Annotated in this window: 17 protein-coding genes and 1 other RNA gene; 8 read left to right on the top strand and 10 right to left on the bottom strand. The window is 62.8% G+C overall.

Going from position 1 to position 17,424, the window contains the following annotated elements; all coding sequences use genetic code 11:
• Positions 1-143 precede the first annotated feature (143 nt).
• The 4 genes from infB to rimP form a co-directional block, all read right to left on the bottom strand.
• Positions 144-2,894 (bottom strand): translation initiation factor IF-2, encoded by a 2,751-nt coding sequence (gene infB / locus RCCGE510_RS23750; protein ID WP_007634173.1) that lies wholly within the window; start codon positions 2,892-2,894, stop codon positions 144-146.
• A gap of 101 nt (positions 2,895-2,995) precedes the next feature.
• A complete protein-coding gene (locus tag RCCGE510_RS23745) occupies positions 2,996-3,691 on the bottom strand; it encodes an RNA-binding protein (RefSeq protein WP_007634172.1) in 696 nt (231 codons plus the stop codon).
• A complete protein-coding gene (nusA, locus tag RCCGE510_RS23740) occupies positions 3,688-5,295 on the bottom strand; it encodes a transcription termination factor NusA (RefSeq protein ID WP_007634171.1) in 1,608 nt (535 codons plus the stop codon). Before nusA ends, RCCGE510_RS23745 begins: the two co-directional genes overlap by 4 nt.
• Before the next feature lie 59 nt (positions 5,296-5,354).
• Positions 5,355-5,960 (bottom strand): ribosome maturation factor RimP, encoded by a 606-nt coding sequence (gene rimP / locus RCCGE510_RS23735; protein ID WP_007634170.1) that lies wholly within the window; start codon positions 5,958-5,960, stop codon positions 5,355-5,357.
• A gap of 245 nt (positions 5,961-6,205) precedes the next feature.
• Here rimP and RCCGE510_RS23730 point away from each other — a divergent pair, with 245 nt between their 5' ends.
• Positions 6,206-7,837: an MFS transporter gene (locus RCCGE510_RS23730; RefSeq protein WP_037079569.1), complete on the top strand. Its 1,632-nt coding sequence runs from the start codon at positions 6,206-6,208 to the stop codon at positions 7,835-7,837.
• Positions 7,838-7,845: 8 nt separating this feature from the next.
• A complete protein-coding gene (locus tag RCCGE510_RS23725; RefSeq protein WP_007634167.1) occupies positions 7,846-8,301 on the top strand; it encodes a GNAT family N-acetyltransferase in 456 nt (151 codons plus the stop codon).
• A 6-nt stretch (positions 8,302-8,307) separates the two neighbouring features.
• On the opposite strand, the gene RCCGE510_RS23720 is transcribed toward RCCGE510_RS23725, so the two are convergent.
• Together RCCGE510_RS23720 and recR are read right to left on the bottom strand one after the other, a co-directional pair.
• Positions 8,308-9,579: a lytic murein transglycosylase gene (locus RCCGE510_RS23720; RefSeq protein WP_037079485.1), complete on the bottom strand. Its 1,272-nt coding sequence runs from the start codon at positions 9,577-9,579 to the stop codon at positions 8,308-8,310.
• Positions 9,580-9,764: 185 nt separating this feature from the next.
• The gene (gene recR, locus RCCGE510_RS23715; RefSeq protein ID WP_007634165.1) at positions 9,765-10,370 is read right to left on the bottom strand and encodes a recombination mediator RecR; all 606 of its coding nucleotides are present in this window, start codon (positions 10,368-10,370) and stop codon (positions 9,765-9,767) included.
• A gap of 57 nt (positions 10,371-10,427) precedes the next feature.
• Between recR and RCCGE510_RS23710 the strand changes: the two genes are divergently transcribed.
• A complete protein-coding gene (locus RCCGE510_RS23710; protein WP_007634164.1) occupies positions 10,428-11,042 on the top strand; it encodes an MOSC domain-containing protein in 615 nt (204 codons plus the stop codon).
• Between the two features lie 40 nt (positions 11,043-11,082).
• On the opposite strand, the gene RCCGE510_RS23705 is transcribed toward RCCGE510_RS23710, so the two are convergent.
• The 3 genes from RCCGE510_RS23705 to ffs all read right to left on the bottom strand — a co-directional run bounded on the left by RCCGE510_RS23705 (position 11,083) and on the right by ffs (position 13,448).
• Positions 11,083-11,406: a YbaB/EbfC family nucleoid-associated protein gene (locus tag RCCGE510_RS23705; RefSeq protein ID WP_007634163.1), complete on the bottom strand. Its 324-nt coding sequence runs from the start codon at positions 11,404-11,406 to the stop codon at positions 11,083-11,085.
• Between the two features lie 22 nt (positions 11,407-11,428).
• Positions 11,429-13,306, bottom strand: a complete 1,878-nt coding sequence (locus RCCGE510_RS23700; protein ID WP_007634162.1) for a DNA polymerase III subunit gamma/tau — start codon at positions 13,304-13,306, stop codon at positions 11,429-11,431.
• Between the two features lie 45 nt (positions 13,307-13,351).
• Positions 13,352-13,448: signal recognition particle sRNA small type (gene ffs / locus RCCGE510_RS33700), an RNA gene on the bottom strand.
• An 89-nt stretch (positions 13,449-13,537) separates the two neighbouring features.
• On the opposite strand from ffs, the gene RCCGE510_RS23695 reads away from it, so the two are divergent.
• From RCCGE510_RS23695 to RCCGE510_RS23675, 5 genes are all read left to right on the top strand, one after another.
• Complete coding sequence (locus RCCGE510_RS23695) at positions 13,538-13,948, top strand: HIT family protein (RefSeq protein ID WP_007634161.1); 411 nt, start codon at positions 13,538-13,540, stop codon at positions 13,946-13,948.
• Positions 13,945-14,904 carry an NAD(+) diphosphatase gene (gene nudC / locus RCCGE510_RS23690; RefSeq protein ID WP_007634160.1) on the top strand — a complete coding sequence of 320 codons (960 nt, stop codon included), beginning with the start codon at positions 13,945-13,947 and terminating at the stop codon, positions 14,902-14,904. The genes RCCGE510_RS23695 and nudC overlap by 4 nt, the downstream gene beginning before the upstream one ends.
• Before the next feature lie 4 nt (positions 14,905-14,908).
• Positions 14,909-15,601: a YafY family protein gene (locus RCCGE510_RS23685; protein WP_007634159.1), complete on the top strand. Its 693-nt coding sequence runs from the start codon at positions 14,909-14,911 to the stop codon at positions 15,599-15,601.
• 72 nt (positions 15,602-15,673) lie between these two features.
• On the top strand, positions 15,674-15,934 hold the full coding sequence (locus tag RCCGE510_RS23680) for a hypothetical protein (RefSeq protein WP_007634158.1): 261 nt from the start codon (positions 15,674-15,676) through the stop codon (positions 15,932-15,934).
• 134 nt (positions 15,935-16,068) lie between these two features.
• Positions 16,069-16,437 (top strand): VOC family protein, encoded by a 369-nt coding sequence (locus RCCGE510_RS23675; protein WP_007634157.1) that lies wholly within the window; start codon positions 16,069-16,071, stop codon positions 16,435-16,437.
• Positions 16,438-16,500: 63 nt separating this feature from the next.
• On the opposite strand, the gene RCCGE510_RS23670 is transcribed toward RCCGE510_RS23675, so the two are convergent.
• Positions 16,501-17,355, bottom strand: a complete 855-nt coding sequence (locus RCCGE510_RS23670) for a prephenate dehydratase (RefSeq protein ID WP_007634156.1) — start codon at positions 17,353-17,355, stop codon at positions 16,501-16,503.
• Positions 17,356-17,424 lie beyond the last annotated feature (69 nt).

Below are 17,424 nucleotides of genomic sequence, written 5' to 3'. Positions count from 1 at the left end.
TTTGCCGATGCGGCTGGGAATCGAACCCGTCAAAGGAGAGCGTCCATGACTCTTTTGGTCGAAAAGGTCAAGTCGGCAGATACCCGAAAGCCATCCGCCGGCTGGCGAATGGCTTTCGGAAAGCTGATATCGTGCTCAGCGGGTTAGAGCGTGCGCGTGATATGTTCGACGCGGAAGCACTCGATGACGTCGCCAGCGCGCATGTCCTCGTAGTTCTCGAAGGCCATGCCGCATTCCTGACCCATCGGCACTTCGGATACTTCGTCCTTGAAGCGCTTGAGGGTCTTGAGCTTGCCTTCGTGAACGACGACGTCGTTGCGGATGAGGCGGACGCCCGCACCGCGTTCGACCTTGCCTTCGACGACACGGCAGCCTGCGACCTTGCCGACCTTGGTGATGTTGAACACTTCGAGGATTTCGGCATTGCCGATGAAGGTTTCGCGCCGTTCCGGAGAGAGCAAGCCCGACATCGCTGCCTTCACGTCATCCACCAGGTCGTAGATGATGTTGTAGTAGCGGATTTCGATGCCTTCGCGTTCGGCGAACTGGCGAGCCTGCGTATTTGCACGAACGTTGAAGCCGATGATGGCCGCGTTCGACGCTTCGGCGAGCGAGATATCCGACTCGGTGATGCCGCCGGCGCCCGAATGGACGATACGGGCACGGACTTCGTCGGTACCGAGCTTCTCCAGCGCGCCGGCAATGGCTTCGATCGAGCCCTGCACGTCGCCCTTGATAACCAGCGGGAACTCCTTGATGCCGGCGCTCTGGCGCTGCATCATCATCTGTTCCAGCGAACCGCGCTGTCCCGACTGGCGGGCAGCCGCCTTATCGCGGGCAAGACGCTGACGATACTCCGAGATTTCGCGGGCGCGGCTTTCGCTTTCGACGACGGCGAACTTGTCGCCCGCCTGCGGCGTGCCGGACAGACCAAGAACCTCGACCGGGGTCGCGGGACCTGCCTCCTTCACATGGTCGCCCTTGTCGGTGACGAGGGCGCGCACGCGGCCCCAGACGTCGCCGGCGACGATGATCTGGCCCGGACGCAGCGTGCCCTTCTGGACGAGCACGGTCGCGACCGAACCACGGCCACGATCGAGCTGGGCTTCGATGACGGTACCTTCCGCAGTCCGGTTCGGGTTAGCCTTGAGATCGAGAATTTCCGACTGCAGCAGGATCGCCTCGAGCAGCTTGTCGAGGTTCTTGCCGGTCTTGGCCGAAACTTCGACGTCGAGCACTTCACCGCCCATGGATTCCACGAAGACTTCGTGCTGCAGCAGCTGGTTGCGGACCCTCTGAGGATCAGCCTCGTGCTTGTCGACCTTGTTGATCGCAACGATGATCGGAACACCGGCCGCCTTGGCGTGGTTGATCGATTCGATTGTCTGCGGCATCACGCTGTCGTCGGCTGCGACGACCAGGATCGCGATGTCGGTCGCCTGGGCACCGCGGGCACGCATTGCCGTGAAGGCGGCGTGGCCAGGCGTATCAATGAAGGTGATCTTCTGACCGCTCTGCTCCACCTGATAGGCGCCGATATGCTGCGTGATGCCACCGGCTTCGCCGGAAACCACGTTGGCATGACGGATGGCGTCGAGCAGTGAGGTCTTGCCGTGGTCGACATGGCCCATGATGGTGACGACGGGCGGGCGCGAAACCAGTTCGCCGTCCTCGTCGGACACATTGAAGATGCCGAGTTCGACGTCGGATTCCGACACGCGCCGGACCGTATGGCCGAATTCGCCGGCGATGAGTTCGGCGAGGTCGGCGTCGATGACGTCGCCCGGCTTCATCATCTGGCCTTCCTTCATCAGGTACTTGATGACGTCGACGGCGCGTTCGGACATGCGCTGCGACAGTTCCTGAATGGTGATGGTCTCGGGCAGAACTACCTCACGGGAGATCTTCTCGCGGGTTTCCTGCATCTGACCGCGGCGGAATTTCTCCTGCCGGCGGCGCATCGCCGAGAGCGAACGTCCGCGGGCATTGTCGTCACCGTCAACGTTGGCCGTGGAGATCGTCAGCTTGCCGCGACGGCGTTCTTCATCCGTCTTCGGACGCGTCGTGACCGGCTTTGCCGGTTCAGGGCGAACGACACGGCCACGGACCGGAGCGCCGCGCGCGGCACCCCGATCTTCTTCTTCCTTTTCGTCGCGACGGCCGCGAACGGCGCCGGGAACAGCAGCGCCCGCTGCCGGACGGGCAGCAGCCGGTGCTCCAGCCGCATCGGGCCGGCGCGCGGCAGGTGCCGACGGTGCGGGTTGCTGCGGGGCGTCGGCGCGTGCTTCGGCCGGAGCCGGTGCGGCGGCTGCTGGTTCAGTAATGGCGGCGGGTGCCTCGGCCTGGCGCGTCGCCTCTTCAGCGGCCCTGAGGGCAGCTTCTTCCGCTTCGGCTGCCTTGCGGACAACCTCTTCGGCGGCACGGCGCTTTTCGTCCTCGGCGCGGCGGATCGCATCCTGTGCGTCACGCGCCTGGGCGTCGGCAAGCGCACGGCGGCGGGCGTCCATCTCTTCAGGCGACAGATGGTTCAGCACCACCGGGCGCGGACGATCGTTCTGGCGCGGCGTCTGGTGGGACTGCTGCGGACGTTGGTTCGTCTGGCTGTTGTTGCCCTGCTGGATCCGCGGTGCCGGTGCCGGCTGCTGCGGGCGCGCCTGCACAGGCGCGGGCGCCGGTTCGGCAGCACGCACAGCGACCACCGGAGCGGCAGGTGTGATCGGCTTTTCGTCTTCCGGGCGCATCGGGCGCCGCTTGCGGGTCTCGACGACGACCGCCTTGGTGCGGCCTCGACCCATATCCTGGCGAACGGTGCCCTGGCTCATCCCCGATGGTTTCAGGGTAAGCGTCTTTTTGCCCGTCACGCTGATTGTCTTGTCGTCGTTACTATCGGTCATTCGTTCCCGTTCCTTCGGACAGGGAGCGATGACTAGATCAGACCCTGTCGTTCAATACTGTCGATCAATGAAGATGCGACCGGCCGATGCCGGTGACCGCCTCATTGTTTTTGCCGGCCAGCGCCGCCCGCTGCCCGGGACTGACCGCCAATACGGTACTGTTCGAGCATCTTTGCGCGCTTCACTACACCCTCACCCGCCTGCCCTGCAAGCACTGCGGCATGGATAAAAGCATTCTGGCCCATCAGGCCTTCCATTTCGCTCTCCGAGAAGAGACGGAAGGAAGGTATCTCCTCCTCGGTCTCCATTCCGAGGTGCCAGGCCTTGCGGGCCTGGTCGATTTTCCGGACGCCGTCGTCCGCTGCATCAGTCGCATGGAACACCGCAAGCGCTGCTCCGCTTCTGACTGCGGCATCCACTTTCGAGGACCCGCTGACGAACTGACCGGCTTTCCGCCCCATGTTCATCATCTGCATCAATTGCGCCGAAAGCAGCCGATCGACGCTCGCGCCGAGATCGTCTGCCGCCTTCACATCCATTTTCAGCGCACGGGCGAAGAGTTTCTTCGCCACTGCCCTGTCGACCAGCGACCGGTCGATCTTCACCCAGCATCCGCGTCCCGGAAGCTCGCGCTTCAGGTCGGCGACAATAGTTCCATCGGGAGCGGCAACGAAGCGGATCAGCTCTTCCGGCGATCCGCTTTCGCGCGTCACGATGCACATGCGTCCGTTCACGTCATAACCTGCAAGATCGTCGTCCTCATCAGGGAGAGCGTCCGGCTCATGCGCGGTCATCATACTTCCTGTTCGGCTTCGGCTTCGATGACCTCTTCTTCGGTCCCCTTAGCCAGGTCCTCTTGCGTGATCCAGCCGGCCGAAAGGCGGGCCTGGACGATCATTTGTTCAGCCTCGACGCGCGAGACGTCGAACTTCGAGAACAGGCCTTCGAACTTCTTCGTTTCGCCGTTCTTGCGTTCCGTCCAGCCGACGAGATCGTCGGCGGCACAACCGGCAAAGTCCTCGATCGACTTGATGCCGTCTTCGCCGAGCGCCACCATCATCTGGGCGGTGATGCCGTCGATTTCGCGCAGCTCGTCCTGAACGCCGAGCGCCTTGCGCTTCTCGTCCATCTCGGCTTCGAGACGCTCGAGGAATTCGCGGGCACGCTGCTGGATTTCCTGGGCCGTCTCTTCGTCGAAACCGTCGATCGAGGAGATCTCGTCGAGATCGACATAGGCCAGTTCTTCGACCGCGGCAAAACCTTCGGAGGCCAGAACCTGGCCGACCATTTCGTCGACGTCGAGCGAATCCATGAACAGGTTGGTGCGTTCGTTGAATTCCTTCTGGCGGCGTTCCGATTCCTCGGCCTCCGTCATGATGTCGATGTCCCAGCCGGTCAGCTGCGAGGCGAGGCGGACGTTCTGGCCGCGGCGGCCGATCGCAAGCGACAGCTGCTCATCGGGAACGACGACTTCGATACGCTCGGCATCCTCGTCGAGAACGACCTTGGCGACTTCGGCCGGCTGCAGGGCATTGACGACGAAAGTCGCCGGGTCTTGGCTCCACGGGATGATGTCGATCTTCTCGCCCTGGAGTTCGCCGACGACGGCCTGAACGCGCGAACCGCGCATACCGACGCAGGCGCCGACCGGATCGATCGAACTATCGTTCGAGATCACGGCGATCTTGGCGCGCGAACCCGGATCGCGGGCGACCGACTTCACCTGGATGATGCCGTCGTAAATCTCGGGCACTTCCATGGTGAATAGCTTCACCATGAACTGCGGGTGAGTACGCGACAGGAAAATCTGCGGGCCGCGCTGCTCGCGACGGACATCATAGACATAGGCACGGACACGATCGCCGTAGCGGACGTTTTCGCGCGGGATCATTTCGTCGCGGCGGATGATGCCTTCGCCACGGCCGAGATCGACGATGACATTGCCATATTCGACGCGCTTGACAGTGCCGTTGACGATTTCGCCGACGCGATCCTTGAATTCGTCGAACTGGCGGTCGCGCTCGGCTTCACGCACCTTCTGCACGATCACCTGCTTGGCGGACTGTGCGGCGATACGGCCAAAATCCATCGGCGGCAGCGGATCGGCGATGAAATCGCCAAGTGCGGCGTCCGGATTGCGGTCGCGAGCAAGCTCCAGCGGGATCTGCGTCGAATAATCCTCAGCCTTGTCGACGACTTCGAGCAGGCGCTGAAGACGGATTTCGCCGGTCTTCGGATTGATATCGGCCCGAATGTTGGACTCGGTGCCGTAACGGGAGCGTGCCGCCTTCTGGATGGCGTCGGCCATTGCGGCCAGCACGATCTCGCGGTCGATGACCTTTTCGCGCGCCACTGCATCTGCGATCTGCAGAAGTTCGAGCCGGTTCGCACTGACTGCCATTGTCTTGTTTCTCCGTCTTTACTCCAGGGTTCCCGTCCCTGTAGCGGTCTGTTGATCGGTTATTCCTGGTCGTCCGCTTCGTTCTGGTTGGCTGCCTGGGCTTTCGCCAGCTTGTCGGCGCGCAACGCGTCGCGGATCAGGTCGTCGGTCAGAATGAGCTTCGCATCGCTAAGCGCCGAGAAGGGAATGATGACCTTCTGTTCTTCCCCGTAAGCGACCTGGTCACGCTCGAGCGTGAAGCCATCGACGCCTGCTTCGACGATCTTGCCGCGGAAGCGCTTGCGATTGTCGATCAAGATCGACGTCTCGCATTTCACAAGGTGGCCCTGCCAGCGGACAAAATCGGATTTCCGCACCATCGGACGGTCGATGCCGGGCGAAGACACTTCGAGATGATACTCTTTATCGACCGGATCTTCCACATCGAGGACAGGAGAAATCGCCATCGAGACTTCTTCGCAGTCCTGAACCGTCATCGTCCCGTCGTTGCGTTCGGCCATCACCTGCATCGTCACGCCGTTCTGGTTCAGCATACGGACGCGGATCAGCCGGAAGCCGATGCCGACGAGGACGGGTTCGATGATATCGGCAAGACGCTGGTCGAGTCCGGTTTCGGTAATCAGCCGCGGCTCAAGTTCGTTGTCTGCGTTTGTCATGTCCGACAAGCGGTGCGCTCCTCGCAATTTCATGCTTTTTAGGGATCGCGTTAATAAAAAAGAGCGGGTCCTTGCGGCCCACTCTTCATCAAGCGATCAAGAATTTGAGAGCCATATAGTCGGGTTTTTCCGAAATTGCAAGGTCTGCGACCGATTCCGCCAATTGGTGTCGGGCGACGTCGGCGGGGCCTATGGCCAGCGCCGATCTTGCGCATATATTGCCGTTGCGGCGCAATAACAAAAGCGGAGAAATCGTGGCCTACACTTCGTCGACATTGGCGCCACTGCGGCACGATACCTACCGCGCCATCTGGTTCGCCAGCCTGTCCTCGAATTTCGGCGGCCTGATCCAGGCGGTGGGTGCTGCCTGGATGATGACGACGATCACCTCCTCGGAGGATATGGTCGCGCTGGTGCAGACCTCGACGGCGCTGCCGATCATGCTGTTTTCGCTGATATCGGGTGCGCTCGCCGACAATTACGACCGCCGGCGGGTCATGCTGACCGCGCAATGCATGATGCTGACGGTCTCGGCCCTGCTGACGATCTTCGCCCTTCTCGGCTGGATCACTCCCTGGCTGCTGCTGTTCTTCACCTTCCTGATCGGCTGCGGCACTGCACTCAACAATCCCTCCTGGCAGGCCTCGGTCGGCGACATGGTGCCGCGCGCCGATCTGCCGGGCGCCGTCACGCTGAACAGCATGGGTTTCAACATTACCCGCAGCGTCGGCCCGGCGATTGGCGGCGTCATCGTCGCCGCGGCGGGCGCCGCTGCAGCTTTCGCGGTGAACACCGTGAGCTACCTCGCTTTGATCTATGCCCTGCTGCGCTGGCGCCCAGGCACACCGGCCTCGACCCTGCCGCGGGAGGCGCTCGGCAGCGCCATCTTCGCCGGCCTGCGTTATGTCTCGATGTCGCCGAACCTCGAAAAGGTTCTCCTCAGGGGACTGCTCTTCGGCACCGGCGCCAGCTCGATCCTGGCGCTGCTGCCGATCGTCGCGCTCGATCTCGTCGGCGGCGGCCCGTTGACCTATGGTTTCATGCTCGGCGCCTTCGGCATCGGCGCGATCGGCGGCGCGGTGCTGAATGCGCGGCTGCGCCAGGTGCTTTCCAGCGAGATGATCATCCGCCTGTCTTTCGCCGGCTTCGCACTGAGCGCCGTCATCGCCGCCTTCAGCCCAAGCGCTGTCCTCACCTCTGCCGGGCTGCTCGTCTCCGGCGCCTGCTGGGTCTCCGCACTTTCTCTCTTTAATACCATCGTTCAGCTGTCGACGCCGCGCTGGGTGGTCGGCCGCGCGCTGTCGCTCTACCAGACCGTCACTTTCGGCGGCATCGCCGGCGGCAGCTGGCTGTGGGGTGTTGCCGCCGATCGCTACGGTGTCGCCGACGCGCTGCTGATGTCATCAGCCATCATGCTGCTCGGCATCGTGGCCGGCCTGCGGTTTTCGATGCCGGCCTTCGCCTCGCTCAACCTCGATCCGCTGAACCGCTTCACCGAACCGGCCCTCAGTCTCGACATCACGCCGCGTAGCGGCCCCATCGTCATCCAGGTCGATTACGAGATCGGAGATGACGACCTTGCCGAATTCATGGAGTTGATGGGCGAACGCCGCCGTATCCGCATCCGTGACGGCGCCCGCAACTGGGCGCTGATGCGCGATCTCGAAAATCCCGGACTGTGGACGGAAACCTACCATACGCCGACCTGGGTCGAATACATCAGACACAACCAGCGGCGCACCCAGGCCGATGCCGAAAACACCGACAGGCTTCGGGCGCTTCACCGCGGCGAAGGCCCGCTCCATGTTCACCGGATGATCGAACGCCAGGCGATCCCGCCGGGTGACGATGTCTTCCACAAGGCGCCGATCGATCTGCATCATTGAGAATAGCCATGCACGGTTTCAGGCTCGCCCGCCAATCCGATCTCGCCGCCATCGTCCGGCTCCTGGCCGACGACGATCTTGGCGGCACCAGGGAGGTCATCGCCAATCCCGTCGATGCGCGTTATCTCTCGGCCTTTGCCGCGATCGAGGCGGATGCCAATCAGCTTTTGGCCGTTGCAATCGATGCGGCCGATCGGGTCGTCGGCTGCCTGCAGCTGAGTTTTATTCCTGGCCTGTCGAGGACAGGCATGTGGCGCGGGCAGATCGAAAGTGTGCGTGTCGCAAGCGATCGTCGCGGCTCGGGCCTCGGCGCGGAATTGATCGAATGGGCGATCGCCCAATGCGCCGAGCGCGGCTGCGGCCTCGTGCAGCTGACATCGGACAAAACGCGGGCAGATTCGATCCGCTTCTATGAGAAGCTCGGTTTTGTCGCCAGTCACGAAGGGCTGAAGCGCACGCTCTGAAGCGGATTACTTCAGCTTGCCCTTCATCGTCGCTTCGGGAAAACAGGTCGGCTTCATGCCGTTTTTTGCCTGCCACTGGCCGATCGACCGCCGGGTCTTGTAACCCGGCAGACCGTCGGAGCCGCCGACATCGTAGCCCTGCCGCTCCAGCGCCTTCTGCATGGCGGCGACATCAGAGCGCAGCATCTTGCCGACATCGCCCCATCGGCCTTGGAAGGGGCCGCCATTGTCGGCGATCCGGTCGGCGAGATTGCCGATGTAAAGCGCGTAGAGATCGGAATTATTATATTCCTTGATGATGTAGAAATTCGGCGTGACGACGAATTCCGGCCCGTCGCGGCCGGCCGGCACCAGCATCATGCCCTCAGCCTTCATCTCGCCGGCGGGAAAACCCTTGCCGGAGATGCGGTCGATGCCGAGCGAAGCCCAGTGCGACAGCGGCTTTGCGAGATCCGGCCCTTCCTGCGCGCAGGAGACCGCCTCCGGTATCGACACCTCGAAGCCCCAGTCGCGGTCGCGCTGCCAGCCCTTTTTGACCAGGAAATTGGCGATCGAGGCGAGCGTATCCGGCACCGAGGTCCAGATGTTGCGATGGCCGTCGCCGTCGAAATCGACCGCATATTTCAGATAACTCGTCGGCATGAACTGCGGCTGGCCGAGTGCGCCGGCCGACGAACCCTTGAAATCGGCGGGCGTCACGTCGCCGCCGTCGAGAATATGCAGCGCCGCCACCAGTTCGGTGCGGAACATCTCCTTGCGCGTCGACATGAAAGCCTTGGTCGCCAGCACCTCGATCGCCGAATTCGGAATCTTCGCCGCGCCGAATCCGGTCTCCCGGCCCCAGATGGCCAGCACGATCGAGCCCGGCACCCCATAGGTCTTCTCGATCCGCTTCAGCGTTGAGCCGTATTGCGCGGCAAAGCCGCGCCCCGTTGCGGCAAGCCTCTTCAGATGGTCCTCGTTGAAATAGGGACCGGGCGAGGAAAATTCCGCCTGCGTCTGCTTCTGCTCCTTCGGCGGCGGAAAACCGGGCGGCGCGAGATCGGGCAAGTTCCAATTCAGCCCAATGCCGGAGAAAGCGGCCTGAAAGGTCTTCTGCGAAATGCCGTTCGCCTTGGCCTCGGGCCAGAGGTCCTTCTGCACCCACGTCTCGAACTGCGCCTCGACATCGGCCTTCGAGGGGGCGGCGAGGGCGGGGAGCGGGAGGAGAGCGGCCATTGCAGCGAGTGCGATCGTCCATAGCCGTCGCGGAGCACCCCCCTCTGTCCTGCCGGACATCTCCCCCACAAGGGGGGAGACCGGCTGGGGGCACCCTGTTGTCCCAATCAAGCGCCGCAGGAGACCGGCGCCGCTTGGCTCGCGATCAAGATTTCTCGGAACCGATGCATCTTGCCGATCTCCCCCCTTGTGGGGGAGATGCCCGGCAGGGCAGAGGGGGGTCTCTTTCAACATATGCAAATCCCTCATATCACCGTTCGCGCCCGCAGCGCCGCCGCCAGCGTGCCCTCGTCGAGATAGTCGAGTTCGCCGCCGACCGGCACGCCGTGCGCCAGGCGGGTGATCTTCACCTCGAGCCCCTGCAGCTGGTCGGTAATGTAATGCGCCGTCGTCTGCCCTTCGACGGTGGCATTGACGGCGATGATCAGTTCGCGAATGCCGCCTTCGCCGAGCCGGTCGATCAGCCCGCGAATATTCAGATCGTCGGGGCCGATCCCGTCGAGCGGCGACAGCGTGCCGCCGAGCACATGGTAGGCGGCGTTCATCGCGCCTGCCCGCTCCAGCGCCCAGAGGTCGGAGACATCTTCGACGACGATGATGATGGATTGATCGCGCTGCGTGTCGGTGCAGACGGTGCACGGATCGACGGTATCGACATTGCCGCAGCGCGAACAGATCTTCACCTTGTCATAGGCCTCGCCCATCGCATTCGACAGCGGCCCCAGCAACTGATCCTTCTTCTTGATCAGATGCAGTGCCGCCCGGCGCGCCGAGCGCGGCCCAAGGCCCGGCACCTTCGCCAGAAGCTGGATGAGTTTTTCGATTTCGGGGCCGGTGACTCGTTTTGCCATGCGCCGTTCTTAACTGATATGGCACGAAAACGGAATCGCGGAAGGATCGGCCGTCCCATGAAAATCTTGGCGCTGTGTACCGGCAATCCGGAAAGGCTGCCGGGCAAGAGCTATAAGACCGGCATCTTCAAACATGCCGTCAACGGCGCGGTGATCGTCGATGCTGAAGGCCTCGTCGGCGATGCCATCTGCAACCGCAAACACCATGGCGGTGTCGATCAGGCGGTTTATGTCGAGGGATCGCTGACGCTCGATTGGTGGGCAAAGGAACTCGGCCGGCCCTACGAGCCCGGCACCTTCGGCGAAAACATGGTGATCTCGGATCTCGACAACCGCGACGTCGCCGTCGGCGATCGCTTTGCCACCGGCGATCTCGTCCTCGAAGTCACGTCATGCCGCATTCCCTGCGCCACCTTCGCCGCCAGGATGGCCGACCCGAAATTCGTCAAGCGCTATACAGTCGCCGCCCGTCCCGGCATCTACTGCCGCGTCATTCGAGGCGGCGTGGTCGAGGCCGGAATGCCGGTGAACCATCAAGCGTTTGCGGGAGCGAAAGTCAGGATGCCGGAGCTGATGGAAACCTTCGGGCGACGGCTTTCGGAGGTGGATCGAGCGAGATATCTCGCAGCACCGATTCACTACAAATTGCGAGCGATGTTGGAGGCCCACTGAGTAGCGGGCATAGGCGCGACGTCTTTGTTTAGCGGCTCGATCAGAACGGCAGCTTGAATCCCGGGGGGATCGGCAGGCCGGCGGTCAGCGCCTTGGTCTTTTCGGCGGCGAGCGCTTCGGCCTTGTCCTTGGCGTCCTTGTGGGCAGCGACGATCAGGTCCTCGAGGATCTCGACATCGTCTTCCTTGAACAGCGAAGGGTCGATCTTCAGGCTCTTCAGCTCGCCCTTGCCCGAGATGAGCACGGTGACGAGGCCGCCGCCGGCCTTGCCTTCGGCCGTGAGCTCGGCGATCTCCGCCTGCATCTGCTCCATCTTGGCCTGCATTTCCTTGACTTTGCCCATCATGCCCATGATGTCGCGCATCGTCTTGCTCCTTGTTGAAACTCTAGAACTCTATGTCGTCGCCAGGCAGAATGTCGCCTTCATCGGATTCGGCGGCGGCCGGCGGCGTTGCCTCGCCTTCCTCGTCCGGTTCGGGCGCCCGCACGCGCACGTCGATGATTTTCGCGCCGGGAAAATGCGCCAGGATCGCTGCCACGTCGGGGTCCTGACGGGCGTCGATGACATGCTGTTCCCGGGTCCTGGCCTCGGCTTCCACCAGCGTCGGCTTGCCCTCTTCGCGGCTGAGGCTGACGATCCAGTGGATGCCGGTCCATTCCTTCAGCTTGACGGCAAGCTCGTTGAGCAGCGTCGTCGGCGCACCCTCGGTCAGGCTGACGTCAAGGCGGCCGGGCTCGATCCGGACCGGGCGCACGAAGGTGCGCACCATCGCCTTCAGCTTTGGGTCGCGCTTCTCGGCGGCCAGATCGACGATATCGCTGACCGAATTGACCTGGACGAGCGGCTTCGGTGTCTCAGCCGGTTTCGTCTCGATCCGGCCGACAGCCATCGTCTCGGGCTGGCTGCTCGGTACCGCACGCAGCATTGCCACCGGCGCGGACGCCTGCGGCTTGCTCGGTGCAATTTCCGGCGCGCGTGCCGCGACACCGCTTTGATAGGGAACCCGCGTGCCGTTGCCGCCGCCACTGCCGGAGGGCGGGGAGGCGGGCCGCGGGCCGGCATTGTCGCCGGAAAATTCGGCAAGCCGCCGCGCCGCGTCTTCGGGCGCCGGCAGATGTGCCGCATGCGCCAGCCGGATCAGCACCATTTCGGCCGCACCCGCCGTGCGCGACGAGCCCTCCGTTTCCGGAATGCCCTTCAGCAGCATCTGCCAGATGCGCGACAGCGTCGTGACCGCAACGCCCTTGGCGAATTCCGCCGCCTTGGTGCGCTCGACTTCGCTGAGCGAGGGGTCGTTTGCCGCATCCGGCACATATTTCAGCCGCGTCACCAGATGGGTGAAATCGGCAAGATCGGTCAGCACCACCACCGGATTGGCGCCGGCCTCGTATTGGCTCTGGAATTCGCCGAGGGCGGCGGCCACGTCGCCCTGGACGACATGCTGGAAGAGATCGACGATCCGGGCGCGGTCGGCAAGACCGAGCATCCCGCGCACGGCTTCCGCCTGCACGGCACCGGCACCATGGGCGATCGCCTGGTCGAGCAGCGACAGCCCGTCGCGCGCCGAGCCTTCGGCGGCACGTGCGATCATTGCCAGCGCGTCCGGTTCCGCCTCGATGCCTTCCTTGGCGGCGATCGTCGAAAACAGCCCGACGAGATCCGACGCGCTGATGCGGCGCAGGTCGAAGCGCTGGCAGCGTGACAGCACGGTGATCGGCACCTTGCGGATCTCGGTCGTGGCGAAGATGAACTTCACATGCTCCGGCGGCTCTTCCAGCGTCTTCAAGAGGCCGTTGAAGGCCTGCGTCGACAGCATGTGCACTTCGTCGATGATGTAGACCTTGTAGCGCGCCGAAACCGGCCGGTAGCGCACCTGCTCGATGATCTCTCTTATATCGTCGATGCCGGTATGGGAGGCGGCATCCATCTCGATCACGTCGACATGCCGGCCTTCCATGATCGCCTGGCAGTGCTCGCCGGGCGTGCGAAGGTCGATCGTCGGCTTGTCGATATCGGCTGTCTTGTAATTCAGCGCTCGCGCCAGGATGCGCGCCGTCGTCGTCTTGCCGACGCCGCGCACGCCGGTCAGCATGTAGGCCTGGGCGATGCGGCCGGTTTCGAAGGCGTTGGTCAGGGTGCGGACCATCGGCTCCTGGCCGACCATCAGGTCCGTGAAATCCTTGGGGCGGTATTTGCGAGCCAGCACCCGGTATCCGGTGCCCGTCGAGGCGGCATCTTTTGATTGTCGCTCGGTGTCGCTCATCGCCCTGCTTGTCGCCCGGATCGTCGGGCACTTCGTGGAGAGAAGGTGGGAGGCTGGCACGATGACCCGTGCCGGGCTCGTTAGGGCTGCTTCCTTCCGGACCTGACCCGGTTGGCGAGTGGCTCGTCCACCACCAACCTCCCGAATGCACATATCGGCAATATCGTCATCAAAAGCAAGCCAACATGCGAAAAAACTGCTAGTCGTTGGAAAACATGGGAGGAATGCCCTTTGAACGGTTTCGTGCTCGACCCCCGGCTGGAAAACGACAGCACCAGCATCATGGTCACCGGCCTCTGTGATCTCAGATTGTCGAGGGATGCCCGCTGGCCCTGGCTCATTCTGGTGCCGCGCCGGGCAGGCATCACCGAAATCTTCGAGCTGACGCCGCTCGACCAGGTGCTGCTTGCCTTCGAGACCGAGCTCACGGCCACGGCGCTGAATCAGATCACTGGTGCTGCAAAAATCAATATCGGGGCTCTTGGCAATATCGTCCGCCAGCTTCATGTTCATGTCATTGCCCGCTTCGAAGGCGATGCCAACTGGCCGGGTCCCGTCTGGGGCTTCGGACGCGCGGAGCCTTACGAAGACGCAAAGAGAGACGAATTCATAGCGAAGCTGCGGGAAGCCCTTTCATCATGAGTCATTCGCTTTTCGATTCGGATGTGCCGCATCCGGAACCTAGCAATCTCACGGCTTTTGCCGCCAACGACCTCAATCGCGATTCCGAACATCGCGACGAACGCTCCGTCGAAAAGGCGCTGGCCAAGGAAGGCACGCATATCTTCGCGTTCGCCGGCGACAAGCTGGTGCTGAAGCATGACGGCCAGGTGCTCGATCCGCTGTTTGCCCGCTACGAACTGCAGGAGCTTCGGCCGAATTGGGACGAGACGGTGCTTCTCGGCTACCGCAAATCAGGCGAGCCGCGCCTTGCGGTTCCCGTCGGCATCGACGTCGACGATCTCACCAGCCAGTACAAGCCTGCTGACGGCCGCACTTTGTTTCGCGAAATGCTGATCGACGAGGTGCTGCTCGGTGAATTCGCCCAGGCCGCCAGCCTCATCCGCTGGAATGGCGACAACCGCTTCTGCGGCCGCTGCGGCTCGGCGATGGAGGTCCACATCGGCGGCTACAAGCGGGTCTGCGCCGCCTGCGAGCACATGATTTTCCCCCGCACCGACCCGGTCGTCATCATGCTGACGATCGATGAGAGCCGCGACCTTTGCCTGCTTGGCCGCAGTCCGCATTTCGCGCCCGGCATGTATTCCTGTCTTGCCGGCTTCCTCGAACCCGGTGAGACCATCGAGAACGCCGTGCGCCGCGAGACGCTGGAGGAATCGGGCATCCGCACCGGCCGCATCCGCTACCACGCCTCGCAGCCCTGGCCGATGCCGCATTCGCTGATGATCGGCTGTTACGCCGAGGCCAAATCCACCGAAATCACCCGCGACGAGACGGAACTGGAGGATTGCCGCTGGTTCACCCGCGAGGAAACGATCGAGATGCTGGAACGCCCGAGCGCGACAGGCAAGGCCTCTCCGCCGAAAGGGGCGATCGCCCACCGCCTGATGCGCGATTGGGTGGAGTGGAAGCGGTAACGCCATGCCGGTCGCCCGCTCGGAACGGCTGCTGACGCTGCTCCAGACGCTTCGGCGTTACCGGCGGCCGGTGACCGGCATCGTGCTTGCTGCGGAGACCGGCGTCAGCCTGCGCACGCTCTACCGCGATATTGCCAGCCTGCAGGCCCAGGGCGCGATGATCGAAGGCGAAGCCGGCATCGGCTACGTGCTGAAGCCGGGCTTCATGCTGCCGCCGATGATGTTTTCGGAAGAGGAGCTGGAGGCACTGGTGCTCGGCTCGCGCTGGGTCGCCCGCGCCGCCGAACCGCGCCTGGCCGGCGCCGGCGCCGATGCGCTCGCCAAGATTGCTGCGGTGCTGCCGGCCGATCTGCGGGAGATGATCGATTCGGCAGCCCTTTTCGTCGGTCCCAAACGCCGTGATGAAGACAAGGCGGATGTCTCGGCCATCCGCAGGGCGATCCGCCTGGAGCGTATCCTCGAACTGCATTACGGCGACGAGCAGGGCCGAATTTCCCGCCGCCGCGTCTGGCCTTTTGCGCTCGGCTATTTCGAGCATGTCCGCGTCCTCATGGCCTGGTGCGAACTGCGGCAGGACTTCCGCCATTTCCGCACCGACCGCATCATCGACATGACGCTGCATGAGGTGCGTTATCCGCGTCGCCGCACGGTGCTTCTCAAGGAATGGCGCGAGCAGGACGTCCCGCTCGAGAACTGAAACGCTGCTGCCATAAACTGTCAGCAGTCGAGGTTATAATCAGTACCAATGCACCAGGAAGGAGTACTGATCATGGCAACGCCTCCCGCCATTCATTTCGCCAACGAGCGTTTTACAGCTGAGACATTTGCCGATGTGATTTCGGCCGAAACTTTTGCCGACGTCCGCCAATCGGCGCGCTCCGGCTTGCTGCGGCTGGTCATGGGCCTTCTCCAGAATCCCAGGGGAAACCGTCCGAAACTCGATCTTGAATCGACACCGGATTCCTTGAAGCGCGATCTCGGCTTCCTGGATGGGCGCGGCCCGCGCCGCGAGGATCGTTTTCCGCTGTAAATTACTGCATCACCATTGACCTTCGGCCCGACGGAAACGAGGCGCGGCAGTCGCCGAGCCTCCCCATCCTGCTGCCATCCATTGGCAGCAGCGGGGCCTCGCCTTCACCATTTCACATAAACGGGAGAACCGAAATGGCCAGCCCCAATCTGATTATCCTCTACGTCAAGGACCCCGGCGAAAGCGCCGGCTTCTACCGGAGCCTCCTGAACCGCGAACCGGCCGTGGAAGCACCGAATTTCGTCGCCTTTCCGCTCGACGGTGGCTTCACCCTCGGCCTTTGGCGGCGCAGCAAGGTTGAGCCGCAGCCCTCCGCCATCGGCAATCGCGGCGAGGTGGCCTTCATGGTTGCGGGGGAAAATGCCGTCGCCAACCATTATGAGGACTGGCGCAAGCGCGGCTTGCCGATCGCTCAGGAATTGACCGAACTGGACTTCGGCCCGACCTTCGTCGTGCTCGATCCGGATGGTCATCGCCTGCGTGTTTGTGAGCCGGATAAATAATGGCTGATATGTGAGGCCTCATGCCTGTCGCCCGGAAGGTGGTTCCGGGCGATATGCCAAGAACTAAAGCAGCCCTCGCATCGCATGCCCCTTGTAGACGCCGAGGATGCGCACCTTTTCGGAGAAGAACCGCAATTCTTCCAATGCCCGCCGCACGTTCGGATCGTTCGGATGGCCCTCGATATCGGCGTAGAACTGCGTTGCCACGAATCTTCCGCCGAGCTGATAACTTTCCAGCTTGGTCATGTTGATAGTGTTGGTGGCAAAACCGCCGAGCGCCTTGTAGAGCGCGGCCGGAATGTTGCGAACGTTGAAGACGAAGGTGGTGACGACCTTTTCGTCCGCCGAAGTCCGTTGCGCCCATTCTTCGTCGCGCGACAGCACGACGAAGCGGGTGACGTTGTTTTCGGTATCCTCGACATTTTCGGCAATGATCTCGAGCCCGTAGAGATCGGCGGCTAGCCGCGGTGCCAGGGCGGCCATCGAGCGGTCGCCGGTTTCCTTCACCAGCTTTGCGGCGCCTGCCGTATCGCCGGCGATGACAGGCTTCCAGCCATTGGCGCGAACGATCTTACGGCACTGGCCGAGCGCGTGAATATGGCTGTGCACGGTGCGGATCTCGTCCTTGGTCACCCCCGGCAGCACCATCAGCTGGAAGCGGATCGGCATGAAATATTCGCCGATGATGTGCAGACGCGATTCAGGCAGCAGATGGTGGATGTCGGCGACGCGCCCGGCGATGGTGTTCTCGATCGGGATCATTCCGATATCGGCGTCGCCGTTGTCGACCGCCGTGAACGCATCCTCGAAGGTCTGGCAGGGCAGCGGCTCCATGGTCGGAAACATGTCCCGGCTGGCCATGTCGGAATTGGCGCCGAATTCGCCCTGGAAGGCGATCTTGTTGGTCTTGATGTTCATGATGGTTCCGTCAGTTCGACTTAGAGCATGATGCCGAAAAGTGTGAGCGGTTTTCGGACGACATCATGC

Source organism: Rhizobium sp. CCGE 510 (assembly GCF_000292525.1).
Lineage (GTDB): Bacteria > Pseudomonadota > Alphaproteobacteria > Rhizobiales > Rhizobiaceae > Rhizobium.
Note: the sequence above shows the minus strand (reverse complement) of the source record. Positions and strands in the feature narration are given on the sequence as shown.

Coding starts and splice junctions, on each gene's coding strand:
- infB (WP_007634173.1), bottom strand. CDS start 2,894: ATGACCGATAGTAACGACGACAAGACAATCAGCGTGACGGGCAAAAAG.
- RCCGE510_RS23745 (WP_007634172.1), bottom strand. CDS start 3,691: ATGATGACCGCGCATGAGCCGGACGCTCTCCCTGATGAGGACGACGAT.
- nusA (WP_007634171.1), bottom strand. CDS start 5,295: ATGGCAGTCAGTGCGAACCGGCTCGAACTTCTGCAGATCGCAGATGCA.
- RCCGE510_RS23725 (WP_007634167.1), top strand. CDS start 7,846: ATGCACGGTTTCAGGCTCGCCCGCCAATCCGATCTCGCCGCCATCGTC.
- RCCGE510_RS23720 (WP_037079485.1), bottom strand. CDS start 9,579: ATGTCCGGCAGGACAGAGGGGGGTGCTCCGCGACGGCTATGGACGATC.
- recR (WP_007634165.1), bottom strand. CDS start 10,370: ATGGCAAAACGAGTCACCGGCCCCGAAATCGAAAAACTCATCCAGCTT.
- RCCGE510_RS23710 (WP_007634164.1), top strand. CDS start 10,428: ATGAAAATCTTGGCGCTGTGTACCGGCAATCCGGAAAGGCTGCCGGGC.
- RCCGE510_RS23705 (WP_007634163.1), bottom strand. CDS start 11,406: ATGCGCGACATCATGGGCATGATGGGCAAAGTCAAGGAAATGCAGGCC.
- RCCGE510_RS23700 (WP_007634162.1), bottom strand. CDS start 13,306: ATGAGCGACACCGAGCGACAATCAAAAGATGCCGCCTCGACGGGCACC.
- nudC (WP_007634160.1), top strand. CDS start 13,945: ATGAGTCATTCGCTTTTCGATTCGGATGTGCCGCATCCGGAACCTAGC.
- RCCGE510_RS23685 (WP_007634159.1), top strand. CDS start 14,909: ATGCCGGTCGCCCGCTCGGAACGGCTGCTGACGCTGCTCCAGACGCTT.
- RCCGE510_RS23680 (WP_007634158.1), top strand. CDS start 15,674: ATGGCAACGCCTCCCGCCATTCATTTCGCCAACGAGCGTTTTACAGCT.
- RCCGE510_RS23675 (WP_007634157.1), top strand. CDS start 16,069: ATGGCCAGCCCCAATCTGATTATCCTCTACGTCAAGGACCCCGGCGAA.
- RCCGE510_RS23670 (WP_007634156.1), bottom strand. CDS start 17,355: ATGAACATCAAGACCAACAAGATCGCCTTCCAGGGCGAATTCGGCGCC.